14 protein-coding genes are annotated in these 12,861 nt (G+C 62.1%); 11 read left to right on the top strand and 3 right to left on the bottom strand.

Annotated features, from left to right (window positions below; translation table 11 throughout):
* Positions 1–199: 199 nt before the first annotated feature.
* Together NDO48_RS11500 and NDO48_RS11495 are read left to right on the top strand one after the other, a co-directional pair.
* A complete protein-coding gene (locus NDO48_RS11500) occupies positions 200–637 on the top strand; it encodes a c-type cytochrome (RefSeq protein ID WP_018426948.1) in 438 nt (145 codons plus the stop codon).
* A 10-nt stretch (positions 638–647) separates the two neighbouring features.
* Positions 648–1,601: a cytochrome c gene (locus tag NDO48_RS11495; RefSeq protein ID WP_018426949.1), complete on the top strand. Its 954-nt coding sequence runs from the start codon at positions 648–650 to the stop codon at positions 1,599–1,601.
* An 80-nt stretch (positions 1,602–1,681) separates the two neighbouring features.
* Here the strand turns inward: NDO48_RS11495 and NDO48_RS11490 are convergent, their stop codons facing one another.
* A complete protein-coding gene (locus NDO48_RS11490) occupies positions 1,682–3,781 on the bottom strand; it encodes a S9 family peptidase (protein ID WP_018426950.1) in 2,100 nt (699 codons plus the stop codon).
* 129 nt (positions 3,782–3,910) lie between these two features.
* Here NDO48_RS11490 and NDO48_RS11485 point away from each other — a divergent pair, with 129 nt between their 5' ends.
* From NDO48_RS11485 to NDO48_RS11445, 9 genes are all read left to right on the top strand, one after another.
* A complete protein-coding gene (locus tag NDO48_RS11485; RefSeq protein ID WP_026226984.1) occupies positions 3,911–4,279 on the top strand; it encodes an SH3 domain-containing protein in 369 nt (122 codons plus the stop codon).
* 155 nt (positions 4,280–4,434) lie between these two features.
* On the top strand, positions 4,435–6,753 hold the full coding sequence (locus NDO48_RS11480) for a putative monovalent cation/H+ antiporter subunit A (RefSeq protein WP_018426952.1): 2,319 nt from the start codon (positions 4,435–4,437) through the stop codon (positions 6,751–6,753).
* Between the two features lies 1 nt (position 6,754).
* Complete coding sequence (locus tag NDO48_RS11475) at positions 6,755–7,174, top strand: Na+/H+ antiporter subunit B (protein ID WP_018426953.1); 420 nt, start codon at positions 6,755–6,757, stop codon at positions 7,172–7,174.
* On the top strand, positions 7,174–7,551 hold the full coding sequence (locus NDO48_RS11470) for a Na+/H+ antiporter subunit C (protein ID WP_018426954.1): 378 nt from the start codon (positions 7,174–7,176) through the stop codon (positions 7,549–7,551). The genes NDO48_RS11475 and NDO48_RS11470 overlap by 1 nt, the downstream gene beginning before the upstream one ends.
* Positions 7,552–7,553: 2 nt before the next feature.
* Entirely contained in the window at positions 7,554–9,116 is a 1,563-nt protein-coding gene (locus NDO48_RS11465; protein WP_018426955.1) for a Na+/H+ antiporter subunit D, read from the top strand.
* Positions 9,113–9,586: a Na+/H+ antiporter subunit E gene (locus tag NDO48_RS11460; protein ID WP_018426956.1), complete on the top strand. Its 474-nt coding sequence runs from the start codon at positions 9,113–9,115 to the stop codon at positions 9,584–9,586. Before NDO48_RS11465 ends, NDO48_RS11460 begins: the two co-directional genes overlap by 4 nt.
* Entirely contained in the window at positions 9,583–9,900 is a 318-nt protein-coding gene (locus tag NDO48_RS11455; protein WP_018426957.1) for a cation:proton antiporter, read from the top strand. Before NDO48_RS11460 ends, NDO48_RS11455 begins: the two co-directional genes overlap by 4 nt.
* On the top strand, positions 9,897–10,265 hold the full coding sequence (gene mnhG / locus NDO48_RS11450; protein WP_018426958.1) for a monovalent cation/H(+) antiporter subunit G: 369 nt from the start codon (positions 9,897–9,899) through the stop codon (positions 10,263–10,265). Before NDO48_RS11455 ends, mnhG begins: the two co-directional genes overlap by 4 nt.
* Before the next feature lie 272 nt (positions 10,266–10,537).
* On the top strand, positions 10,538–10,963 hold the full coding sequence (locus NDO48_RS11445) for a MucR family transcriptional regulator (protein WP_018426959.1): 426 nt from the start codon (positions 10,538–10,540) through the stop codon (positions 10,961–10,963).
* Positions 10,964–11,605: 642 nt separating this feature from the next.
* On the opposite strand, the gene NDO48_RS11440 is transcribed toward NDO48_RS11445, so the two are convergent.
* Together NDO48_RS11440 and NDO48_RS11435 are read right to left on the bottom strand one after the other, a co-directional pair.
* The gene (locus NDO48_RS11440) at positions 11,606–12,034 is read right to left on the bottom strand and encodes a SufE family protein (RefSeq protein WP_026226985.1); all 429 of its coding nucleotides are present in this window, start codon (positions 12,032–12,034) and stop codon (positions 11,606–11,608) included.
* Positions 12,035–12,156: 122 nt separating this feature from the next.
* The gene (locus NDO48_RS11435) at positions 12,157–12,543 is read right to left on the bottom strand and encodes a DUF5330 domain-containing protein (RefSeq protein WP_018426961.1); all 387 of its coding nucleotides are present in this window, start codon (positions 12,541–12,543) and stop codon (positions 12,157–12,159) included.
* Between the last annotated feature and the right edge of the window lie 318 nt (positions 12,544–12,861).

The raw sequence follows: 12,861 nt of genomic DNA, 5'->3' as shown, positions 1-12,861 counted from the left end.
TCCAGTGATGCGGTCCGGTGAAGACCTGACATTTTTCCGAAACCCCGGCCACGGCCGGGGTTTTTGCGTTTAGAACGGGCTTTCCGGGAATGTCTGAAAAAGACTAACAGTCACGGAAGCGTGAAGAGAATTCCGGGACGAACTGGGCCAGTTTCCCCGTTGGCTCAAGGCAGCATTGTTGCAACCCGGAGAGGACCTTATGAAAAAGATCGTACTTGCCGTCGCGGCGCTCGCGCTCGTTACCACGGCGGCGTTTGCCGATATCATCGCTGATCGCAAGGCGGTCATGAAGGAGAATGCCAAGGATGTCGGCGTGCTCGTGAAGATGGTGAAGGGCGAAGCTCCCTTCGATGCGGCAGCCGTCCTGGCGGCGCTGACCGCGCTCAACGACAACGTCCAGAAGATCGATGTTGCGGCGTCGTTCCCCGTCGGCAGCGACAAGGGCGACACAACAGCCTCGCCGAAGATCTGGGAAGACGCAGCAGGCTTCCAGGCAGCCGTCGACAAGTTCAAGGCAGTGACCGCAGCCGCAGTCGCAGCGCCCGCCCAGGACATCGATGCGCTGAAGGCCCAGGTAGGCACGATTGGCCAGACCTGCGGCGCCTGCCACGAAACCTACCGCGTGAAGAAGGGCTGATCGCCTTCGGATGGCTATCATCAAGAAGCTTGCAATCGCGGCTCTGGCGCTTGGCGGCGTCGGAGCCGTTGCATTCTGGTGGCTGACAGTGCCTGAAAGGCTCGCGCCGGAGACCGTTGCGGCACTCGGTACGGGTGATGCGATGCGGGGGCAACGCATCTTTGATGCCGGCGGATGCGCCTCCTGTCATGCCAAGCCGAAGGCTGACGGCGACGCCCGTCTGCAGCTCGCCGGTGGTGTCGAACTCAAGACCGATTTCGGCACTTTCGTCGCGCCGAACATCTCGTCCGATCCCAATGATGGGATCGGCGCTTGGTCGATCGAGGACTTCGCCAACGCCATGCTGAAAGGCGTGGCGCGAAACGGAGACCATCTCTATCCGGCCTTTCCCTACACATCCTACGCGCGCATGAAGCCGGCTGACGTGGCCGATCTCTATGCCTTCATGAAGACGCTTCCTGCGGTGCAGGGCAGGGCGGCCGACCACCAATTGGTATTCCCGTTCAGCGTCCGTCGGGGGCTCGGGCTGTGGAAGCAACTCTACCTCAGCAACGAACCGGTGGTGGCGATGGCCGACGGCACTCCGGAAAAGGTGCTTCGGGGGAGAGATCTGGTCGAAGGTGCCGGACATTGCGGCGAGTGCCATACGCCGCGTAGTCTTGCCGGCGGCACGGAGAAGGGCCAGTGGCTCGCCGGCGCCAAGGCCGCCGAAGGTGGCGGCGTGGTGCCCAACATCACGCCCGAGGGCAAGGGCATCAGCGGATGGTCGGAGGGCGATATCGCCGGCTATCTCGAAACCGGCTTCACCCCCGAATTCGATTCCGTCGGCGGCACCATGGTCGAAGTGCAGAAGAACATGGCCAGGCTGAGCGCCGACGACCGGGAGGCGATCGCCGCCTATCTCAAGACGATACCGGGGCATCCCAACGGTTTTGCTGCGCCGCAGCCGAAGCCTACCGACTGATATCCAAGGCAGATTCATCAATGAAAACGGCCCGGACCTTATGGTTCCGGGCCGTTTCATTTTGGTGTCGGAGCCTATGGTCAGGCGATGCCCGCCACCTTCAGCGCGAATGCGTAGTTGAAGGCGACCTCCTCCAGTCTGGAGAAACGGCCCGAAGCGCCGGCATGGCCTGAATCCATGTTGATCTTGAAGAGCACCGGGCTCTCGCCTGCCTTGCGTTCGCGCAACCGGGCGGCCCACTTGGCCGGCTCCCAGTAGGTGACGCGCGGGTCGGTCAGGCCGGCCACCGCCAGGATCGGCGGATAGTCGAGTGCGGCGACATTGTCGTATGGCGAGTAGGCCGCGATGGTCTGGTAATCCGCCACAGATGCGATCGGATTGCCCCATTCGGGCCATTCCGGCGGCGTCAACGGCAAGGTGTCGTCGAGCATGGTGGTCAGCACGTCGACAAAGGGCACCTCCGCGATGATGCCGGCGAAGGCATCGGGCGCCATATTGGCCACCGCGCCCATCAGCATGCCGCCGGCCGAACCGCCCTGGGCGACGATGCGGTCGTGCGAGGTGTAGCGCTCGGCGACGAGATGGTGGGCGCAGGCGATGAAATCGGTGAAGGTGTTTTGCTTCGCCGCCCGCTTGCCGTCCTCATACCAGGCGTAACCCTTGTCCTTGCCGCCGCGGATATGGGCGATGGCATAGACGAAGCCACGGTCGACCAGCGACAGACAGTTGGTGTTAAATGAGGCAGGGATGGTGATGCCATAGGAGCCGTAGCCGTAGAGCAGGCAGGGAGCAGAGCCGTCCAGCGGCGTGTCGCGCCGGTGGATCAGCGAGATCGGCACCAGTTCGCCATCGTGGGCGGGGGCCATCAGGCGGCGCGTGACATAGTCGTCGGCGTTGTGGCCCGAGGGGACTTCCTGGGTCTTGAGCAGGACGCGCTCGCGCGTGCGCATGTTGTAGTCGAACACCTGCGCCGGCGTGGTCATCGACGAATAGCTGAAGCGGATGATGTCGGTGTCGTATTCATAGGAACCCGACAGGCCGAGCGAGAACGCTTCCTCGTCGAAGGAGATGAGGTGCTCGGCGCCTGTGGCGCGCTCATGGACGACGATGCGCGGCAGGCCCTCCTTGCGCTCGAGGCGGACCATGAAGTCCTTGAAGCCCATGACCGACAGGATCAGACGGCCGGGTTCGTGGGCGACGAGTTCCTTCCAGTTGGCGCGCTGAGGGTCGCTGATGGGCGCCGTCATGATCTTGAAGTCCTTGGCGCCGTCGGCATTGGTCAGCACGAAGAAGATGTCGCCGCCTTCCTCGAGGTCATATTGCAGGCCGATTTCGCGTGCCGCGACAAGCTTCGGCTCGGCGAGCGGATCGCTGGCTGGGAACAGGCGGTACTCTGAGGTTTCATGATCGCTGATCGAGATCATGATCCAGTCGTTGTTGCGGGTGCCGCCGACATTCATGAAGAAGCCGGGATCGGTCTCCTCGTAGACCAGCCGGTCGGTCGAAGCATCGCTGCCGAGTGCATGGTAGAGCACCTTGGACGGGCGATGGTTGGGGTCGAGGCGGGAGTAGAAGAAGCCGGCATTAGCTGCATCCCAAGAGCCCGAACCGCCGGTGTCGCCGACCACGTCGTCAAGTTCCGCACCGCTGGCGACGTCACGTACGCGCAGCGTGTAGAATTCCGAGCCCTTGTCGTCGAATCCCCAGATCAGGCGCTTGTGGTCGGATGAGTGGTCGATGCCGCCGAGACGGAAGTAGGCGTGGCCCTCGGCTTCCTTGTCGCCGTCGAGGATGATCTCTTCGGCACCGCCCTCACTCGGAATGCGGAAATAGCGCGGCTGCTCGCCTCCCTTCCTGAACGAGGAGCCGTAGGCATAAGGCCCATCCTTCATCGGTACGGAGGAATCGTCTTCCTTGATGCGGCCCTTCATCTCTTCAAACAGCGTCTTCCTGAGATCCGCCGTGTCGGCCATCAGCTTGTTCTGGTAGCGGTTTTCGGCCTCAAGGTGGCTGCGGATCGCTTGGTCGAGCTGGCTCGGATCGCGGAACACCTCCTGCCAGTTGTCGGCACGCAGCCAGGCATATTCGTCGACGCGGGTGATGCCGTGGCGCGTGTCGGAAACCGGACGCTGCGCGGTGGTCGGCGCGGGAATGTCGGCGAAGATCTTGGGTCGGGTCATTGCGTCTCGCGTATCTGGATCTTGGGCTGAATCTTGAATGCCGAATGAACACATCGATCAGGGCGGGTTCAAGAGCAGAGTTGCAGTGCAGCGGCAACCAATATGGGACCGGCCATGCCCAAGGAGAAGATGAAGATGCTCATGAAAACTGCCGCCGCACTGGCCATTGCCTCGACTGTCGCCGTTTTTGCAGCAGAGTCCCGCGCGGCAGCGTTCTCTGCCTGGGAAGTTGGCAAGGTGCGCTGGGGCGATACGCTCAACATTCGCAAGTTCCCGTCCAATGGCTCTCAGAAGCAAGCCGCCTATCCGAACGGCAACGTTCTCAAGATGACTGGCAGGTGCACAGGCGGGGTCGATCTGCGTGACATCGGCCACCTGCCGGCATGGAAGCAGGAGCAGCGCGTTCGCTACAGCTGGTGCCAGGTCTGGCACGACCCCGCACAGGACGGCCGTTACGTGACAGGCTGGGTCTATGGCCGTTACATCACGCCCTACTGACGCGTTGTTGAAGCAATCTTGTCGCAGCTTCCGTAGGGGCTGCGGGGCGCCAGCCGTTGACAAGGCCCGATAACGCTTGCCCCTCGGCTGCCGGCCGTTTATGCCCTTCGACAACAACGTGAGATACAAAGAGGGCCCGTCCGCTGACCTTCCTGATGCTCATGCTGCCGTTTGCCGGGGCGTTGCTTGCCCCTGTGCTCGTCCGCGTGATGAAACACAATGCCGGCTGGCTGCTTGCCGCCATTCCTCTGCTCGTATTCCTGCATTTCGCCGGGATGCTCGACGCGGTCAGCAGAGGACATTCGATCTCTGGTGGGTTCGACTGGGCGCCGAGCCTTGGTCTCCGCTTTTCCTGGTTTCTCGACGGGCTGTCACTGACCTTCGCCTTGCTGATCTCCGGGATTGGCACGCTGATCGTCATCTATGCCGGCGGTTACCTGAAGGGACATCCGCAACAGGGGCGGTTCTTCTCCTTCATGCTGCTGTTCATGGGCGCGATGCTGGGACTGGTGGTCTCGGACTCGTTCCTGATGCTTTTCGTCTATTGGGAACTGACGTCGATCACGTCGTTCCTGCTCATCGGCTTCGACCACAAGCGCGAGGCGTCGCGACGTGCAGCACTCCAGGCGCTTCTTGTCACGGGACTTGGCGGACTATCGTTGCTTGCGGGGTTGCTTGTCATCACCCAGGCGACGGGCCTGGACTTGCTTTCCGCCTTGCTCGCCTCAGGTGATGCGCTGCGCCAGAGCCCGCTTTATGTCGCGGCGCTGGTACTGGTGCTTGGCGGCGCATTCACCAAGTCGGCGCAGTTTCCGTTCCATTTCTGGCTGCCCAACGCCATGGAGGCGCCGACGCCGGTGTCGGCCTATCTGCACTCGGCGACCATGGTCAAGGCCGGCGTCTATCTGCTGATGCGACTGAACCCGGTTATGGGAGATACGGTGGCGTGGGAAGCGGTGCTGCCGCTGTTCGGCGGCGTTACGCTTGCCGTCGGCACGCTGCTTGCGATCAGGCAGACCGACCTCAAGCTGATGCTGGCCTATACGACGGTCGCCTCGCTCGGCCTTCTTGTCATGCTGACCGGCATGGGGTCGGACAAGGCGGTGGAGGCCGCGGCGCTCTATCTGATGGCGCATTCCATGTTCAAGGGCGCGCTGTTCATGGTCGCCGGCCTGATCGACCACGAGGCCGGTACCCGCGACATCACCAGGTTGGGCGGGCTGCGTCGGGCAATGCCGGTCACCTTCGCTGCCGCCATGCTTGCCGCGCTTTCGATGGGAGGCCTGCCGCTGTTCTTCGGCTTCCTCGCCAAAGAAGAAATCTACTATGCGCACAGCCTCGCCGAAGGCTGGCAAGCGCTGCTGATCGTTGTGGCCGTAGCCGGCAACGCGCTGATGTTTGCCATCGGCTTTGCGGTTGCGCTGCGACCTTTCGTCGGTGCGGCTGCGGCGACGCCCAAGCCTGCGCATGAAGGTCCGGTTTCGCTGTGGCTCGGGCCGATCGTCCTCGGTATCGCCGGCCTTGTGGCGGCGCTCGCTACTCCGGTGGCGCATGAACTGCTGTCCTCGCCGATGGCCAGCGCCATCGCCGGCAAGCCGATCCAGGTCGAGATCACGACGGTGCCGCATCTGGGTGTGCCGCTGCTGTTGTCGGCGCTGACCGTGGCGCTTGGCATTGCCGCCTATCTCCGTCTTGACCGGTTGCGGACGATGATGGCCGGCGTGCTCGCAGCCATCGGCTGGGGGCCGGACCGTGGGTTCGACCACGCGCTGCGTGGGCTGCTGCGCGTCTCGTTCGGCGTCACGCGTATCGTCCATAGCGGCCGCCTCGACATCTATCTGACGGTCACCTTCGTTGCCATCGCGGCGGCCCTTCTGTTGCCGATGTTGATGTTCGACGAGCTGCCGGCCATGCCGGCCTGGCCATCATTCCGCTTTTACGAATGGACGATTCTGGCAATCGCCGTCATCGGCATTGCCGCCGTCGTGCATGCGCGCAGCCGGCTGACGGCGATCGTCTCTCTCGGCATCCAGGGCTTTGCTATCGCCCTGCTGTACATGCTGTTCGGTGCGCCCGACCTGTCCTTCACCCAGTTCATGGTCGAGACATTGGCCGTGGTCATTCTGGCGCTTGTCATGACGCGGCTGCGGCTGGCGCCTGCCGACCGGCGGCCGCTTGCCCAGAAGCTGCTGGATGGCGCCATTGCTGTGGCCTGCGGTACGGGCTTCGCCTTGCTGCTGCTCAAGGTCACGCAATTGCCGTTCGACGACCGGCTGTCGCAGTTCTTCAATACATACTCGAAGACCATCGCCCATGGCCGCAACGTGGTGAACGTCATCATCGTTGACTTCCGCGGGCTCGATACGCTGGGTGAAATCGCCGTCGTCATGATCACCGGTCTGGCCATTCTTGCCTTGATCCGCGTCCGCTCGAAAAAGCCGGAGCCGGCCCAGGCCCCGTCGGGGGAGGCGTGACATGCAGACGCTGATCTTCCGCACGCTTGCGCCTTATCTCACCGGGCTGATGCTGATGTTTTCGGTGTTTGTGCTACTGCGGGGCCACAACGAGCCGGGCGGCGGCTTTACCGGCGGACTGATCGCCGCTTCCGCCTTTGCCATTCACGGTATTGCCTTTGGCGTGCCGGCGGTGCGCCGTTCGCTCTATTTCCATCCGATGGCGATCTCGGGCTTTGGCCTGTTCATCGCAGCACTCGCCGGCTTGCCGTCGCTGGCTTATGGCCTGCCCTTCCTGACCGGGCTATGGGCTTCGCCGAGCCTTTTGGGCATCAGCGTCGACCTGTCGACGGTCATGGTCTTCGACATCGGCGTCTACCTGGTCGTCGTCGGCTCGATCACCTCGATCGCGCTGGCGCTCGAGGACAGGGAGCACGACTGATGGAAGCCGTCTTTGCCATCCTTGTCGGCATCTTCTTTGCCGCAGCGATCTACTTGATGCAGTCTAGGCACATCATCCGCATCCTGCTCGGCGTCGCCCTGTTCGGCAACGCGGTGAACCTTTTGATCTTCACCAATGGCAGGCTGACGCGCGAGGTGCCGCCTGTGATTGCCGAGGCGCTGGACGTGCCCGCCGGCGCGGTGGCTAATCCGTTGCCGCAGGCGCTGATCCTGACGGCGATCGTCATCTCGTTCTCGTTCTTCGCCTTCCTGCTGGTGCTGGCCTATCGCGCCTACCAGGAGATCGGCACCGACGACACCGACGGCATGCGGGTCGCAGAACCGGCCGACGACGGCCTGCCGCCGATGGGATACTGACCATGGCGGTGCAAGGAGATCTGGTCGACAAGACTGCTGCCATGATCGCGGCACCCGTGACCGCAAGCGACTGGCTGGTCGTGTTGCCGGTGCTGCTGCCGATCGTCGTCGGCGCGCTGCTTTTGATGATCCGCCACAACATTCGCTGGCATGCGCTGGTGGCGCTCGCAGCGCTTGCGGCGATGGTGGTTGCCAACGCCATGCTCCTGGGGCGCGTATTGTCGGACGGCCCGATGTCGATGACCATGGGCAGCTGGCTGCCGCCCTTCGGCATCTCGTTCACCGTCGACGCGCTGGGTGCCGTCTTCTCGCTGACTGGCTCACTGGTGGCGCTGGCCTGCTGCGCCTATTCGGTGCAGGACGTCGACGCGACGGGCCGGCGCTATGGCTTCTACCCGTTCCTGCTCCTGATGATGGCGGGCGTCAGCGGTGCGTTCCTGACCGGCGACATGTTCAACCTCTACGTCTGGTTCGAGGTGTTCCTGATCTCGTCCTTCGGCCTGTTGATCCTCGGGTCAGAAAAGCCGCAGATCGACGGGGCGACCAAATACGCCATCCTCAACCTGGTCGGCACGACGCTGTTCCTGATCGCGACGGGTTATCTCTACGGCACTTTCGGCACGCTCAACATGGCCGATCTTGCGGTAAAGGTGGGGCAGGTGGGCGAGACCGCGCCGCTGATGACGCTGGCGACGCTGTTCCTGCTCGCCTTTGGCATGAAGGCGGCTGCCTTTCCGGTCAATTTCTGGCTGCCTGCGTCCTATCATACGCCACCCGTCATCACTGGCGCGCTCTTCGGCGGATTGCTGACCAAGGTGGGCATATATGCGTTGCTGCGCACGCTGGTGATGATCTTCGCAATCCAGCGCGCGGAGTTGGCGGGTCTGATCGGCTGGGTCGCGGTAGCGACCATGCTTGTCGGTGCACTGGGGGCCTTGGCGCAATCGGACATCCGCCGCATCTCGGGCTTCCTGGTTATTTCGGGCGTCGGGATCATGCTGGCCGGCATCGCGCTCGGCAGCGAAGCCGGGCTTTCAGGCGCGATATTCTATGCATTGCATTCGATGCTCGCCCTTTCCGCACTGTACCTGCTCGGCGGGTTGATGAAGCAGCTGGGCGGAAGCTTTTCCCTTCGCTCATTGGCTGGGCTCTACGGCGCCAGCCCTTTCCTGACGCTGCTCGCCTTCTTCATTTCGCTGGCCGTCGCCGGCCTGCCGCCAGGCTCGGGGTTGTGGCCCAAGGTGATGCTGGTGCGGGCAGCACTCGATGCCGGCGTGTGGCAACTGGCCGGCGCCATCCTGGTGAGCGGCTTCCTGACGACGATCGCCCTCGGGCGCGTGTTCATCCTTGCCTTCTGGCGCAATGAGGTCGTTGATCCGACTGGAGCTGTCGCCGGCAAGATGTCGGTCGCAGGCTGCGTAGCCCTGGTTTCGCTTGTCGCAGTCATGCTGGCGATAGGATTTGCGCCTGAGCCCTTCATTCGCGCTGCCAATGTTGCGGCAGGCGGGCTGCTCGACACGTCGGCCTATGTCCAGGCGGTTTTCCCGGCGGGAGGCGGTCAATGATCCCCTATCGCAACGAACTGATCCTGGCGCTTATCTGGGTCGCGATCTCAGGGAGCTACACGCTGCCGAACCTGGTCTTCGGCTTTGCCATCGGCTGGACGGTGCTGTTCCTGGTGCGTGATCAGCTGCCGGCGACGCGGGTCGTGATCCGGCCTTGGCCGACGCTTCTGCTCTTCTTGCTCTTCGTCAAGGAACTGCTTCTGTCTTCGGTCAGGGTGGCAAGGCTCGTGCTGTCGCCTAGCATGGACATCAAGCCGGGGATATTTGCCTATCCGCTGACCGTGACGCGTGATTTCGAGATCACCCTGCTTGCCAATCTCATCACCCTGACACCGGGAACCCTTTCGGTCGACGTGTCCGAGGACCGGCAGACGTTGTTTGTGCATGGCATGGATTGCTCGGACCCCGAGCAGGCGCGCCGCGAGATCCGCAATGGCTTCGAGCGCCGGATCATGGAGGCGTTCAGATGATGTCGGGAGCCTCGTTCCTGAGTATTTGTGCCCTGTTCGCACTCGGTATTCTCAGCATTTCGTTTCTTCTTGTCGTTTGGCGTGTGGTCAAGGGGCCGACCTTGCCAGATCGGATACTTGGGCTCGACATGCTGGTGGCCGTCGCCATCGGCTTCATTGCCGTGCTTGGCGTGCGTTCCGGCTTCACGCTTTATGTCGATGTTGCCATAGCACTTGGTCTCGTCGGCTTCCTGGCAACAGTTGCTTTTGCGCGTTTTGTGCTCAGCGGCGGTGTCGACGCCAAGAAACAGGACGCCGAGGAGGAGCAGGCATGATTGGCGGCATTGCCGACTATATTGCCGGAACCTTGATCGTGGTCGGTGCGTTGTTTGCTCTGACCGCGTCCATTGGGTTGCTGCGCCTTCCCGATGTTTATACGCGCATGCATGCAGCATCGAAGGCCGGTACGCTTGGATCGTGCCTGATGCTGATTGCGCTGGCGGTTCATACTGGAGAATTGGCCACGGCGCTCAGGGCTGTGGCAGGTGTCGTATTCTTTCTTCTGACTGCGCCGATCGCTGCTCATCTTCTGGCAAAAGCGGCTTATTCAGCCGGTTATCGAATGTGGCAGGGCTCGGTGATCGACGATATGTCCCAAATTGCGGCAGCGGATAAGAAGAACCGTCCTTCCGGCTCTTAACGCTGGCAATGAGGCTGTGGCTGATCTGTCGCCGTTGTGTGAATTGATCTCAACCGAATGCCCAGAGTCGTCAAAAAGGTTCATTTGTTAGAGAAGTGATGAGCTCATTGTTCTTGGATTCGCAAAGAATAGTGAATTGACTTGTATTGGATACGGGCTCATTAAAGTGTCTGAGCGCGAGTCGTAAAGGCAGTTTGCGATACAAAAACGCGCCGCATCCCGGTCGAAACATCGGGCAAAAAAACAATCAGTCACATTGGGGCCTGAAGCATATGGATACTTCCGAAACGCCTGCAACAAACAACGAAACGCTGATCGAACTGACCGCCGATGTGGTGGCAGCCTATGTCAGCAACAATCCGGTTCCGGTGGGAGAACTTCCGGGACTTATCGCCGATGTCCACGCGGCTCTCGGCCGCGTCGGAAATGTCGCCGAGGCGCCGCCCGCCGACAAGCAGAAGCCGGCCGTCAATCCCAAGCGGTCTGTGCATGACGACTACATCATCTGCCTTGAAGACGGCAAAAAGTTCAAGTCGCTCAAGCGTCACCTGATGACCCACTACAACATGACGCCGGATCAGTACCGCGAGAAGTGGGGCCTTGACGCCAGCTATCCGATGGTGGCGCCGAACTATGCGGCCGCCCGTTCGCAGCTGGCCAAGAAGATGGGTTTGGGGCGCAAGCGCAAGGGCAAGTAAAAGCCCGCGTCACTGTTTTGGAGCGCCGAACGTCCTGACGGACGCGCAAACGGCGCTCTAGCCTGTTGAATTTGAGCATTGTGCGTTCCGGAGATCGTTTTTCGATTTTCGGGCCGATGCGTTAGCGAGCGGCGCCCTTGGGCGCCGTATTGCTTTTGGGGCGTCGCCGTCGTGGTTTGAGCGACGGGCGCGCCGGTCCGCCAGGGGCCTCGCCTTGCAGGCGGTCGCGCACCTGCTTGAGTGCGATATGACTGTTGAGGTCGTAGCTCCAGCGGCGGTTGATCCCTCGCGCTCGATCGCCCGTTCGAGGCGCTTTAGCAAGGCCCGCGTCGATGCCTGCTCGCCTGACAGCGCGTCGGTGGGCTCGATGCCGCAGCGGAGCTGCAATGCCGCCCGCCGGCGTGCGTCGGTTAGTTCGACGAGCCTGTTTTGCCTGAATGCCGCGCGGTTGGCCCCGAGCTTTCAGGCGTTCTGATCGACGTTTGCTTGTTTTCTCAAGAGGCTGGAAATTGTGGAGATGGAGCGCGGCTGGACGGTACGTCGGCGCTGGGCGGGCTGGCGCGCACAATCCGCAGGCCAATGCCGGCGCCAGTCGCAAGGTTCTGCATTGGGGGCGCTTGCAGCCCGAGGATGGGCTGAGGCTCAGGCGAGCTGGTGCAGCGCTGCCTCGGCGTCGCGCTTGATACGCTTGACCATCGAACGCAGGCCATTGGCACGCTGGGGCGACAGGTGTTCGTTGAGGCCGAGCTCCCTCAGCGTCGCCTCCGCATCGGTGGCGAGGATCTCGCTGGCGCGATGGCCGGAGAACAGGGCCAGCATGATGGCCACAAGGCCACGCACGATATGGGCGTCGGAATAGCCCTCGAAGCGGATCGCCGGATCGTTGCCGTCGCCCTTGTGGGTGACGAGCCAGACCTGGCTGACGCAACCCTGGACCTTGTTGGCGTCGGTCTGCTCGCTCTCGGGGAAGGTCGGAAGAGCCTCGCCTAGCTCGATGACATAGCGATAACGATCCTCCCATTCTTCAAGGAAGGAAAAGTCGTCGCGGATCGTGTCGATCGAGGTCGTCATGGTGCTCTGCATATAGTCGCAGGGGCGCCATCCGTCACGAAAAAAGAAACACCGCAGGCAGCGGAGGCAAGCCGCCTGCGGTGGGGCCTAGCGGCCAATTCTGGAAATTCCGATTGTTGAGATCAATGCGCCGGCGTCTTGGCCGGAAGAACCGGAGCCTTGGCCGGGAGGGGAGCCGCTTCGGCGGGCAGGGCAGGCGCATCGTCGCCCGCGGGCACGCTGCCGGTCTGGGTCGCGGTATCAGGCTTGCCAAAATTCTGGTCGAGAACTTCGTAGGCGATGCGGGCGCTTTCGCGGGCTCGTTCGCCGATGGTCTGCATCGCTGCCTTGCCGGTCTCGCAGACCTCGGGTTTGCGCTCGCAGATTGCGGCGATGTCGCCGACGGCTTCACGCGCGGCAAACAGGGCTTGCAACGGGCTCACCCGGCTCTCTCCGTCCGGGCCGGTGCCGAGCGGAAGAAAGAGCAGGACGAGCGAGAACCAGAATGCGGTCCTTATGAGAAAGCCCATGGAGTGCCTCTTGTTAGCAGCCGGGCCGCTCTTGTTGTGGCGGCCTCGTTGTTGTCGACGAAGACAATGGCACGAACGAGGAAAGGAGCGCTTGATTCAAACGGTTGCATTTCCAGTTGCCTTTTCACCAAAGTTTAACGGTTGAACGACGGCTCCGTGTTGCTTGGCGGCGGCGATTTTGGGCCTAGATTGTAAGCAATTGATTTAAATTGAAAAACGGACGCAATGGCGCGCGCAGGCAGGGTTTTGGTCGATCATTTGCCGGCGCTCGGCAAATAACCCTCCATTTACCATGGCAAGAACTGTTCTCGAATGTCG

The organism is Aminobacter sp. MET-1, assembly GCF_026521175.1.
Taxonomy (GTDB): Bacteria; Pseudomonadota; Alphaproteobacteria; order Rhizobiales; family Rhizobiaceae; genus Aminobacter.
This window is presented reverse-complemented; position numbering and strand designations above follow the sequence as displayed.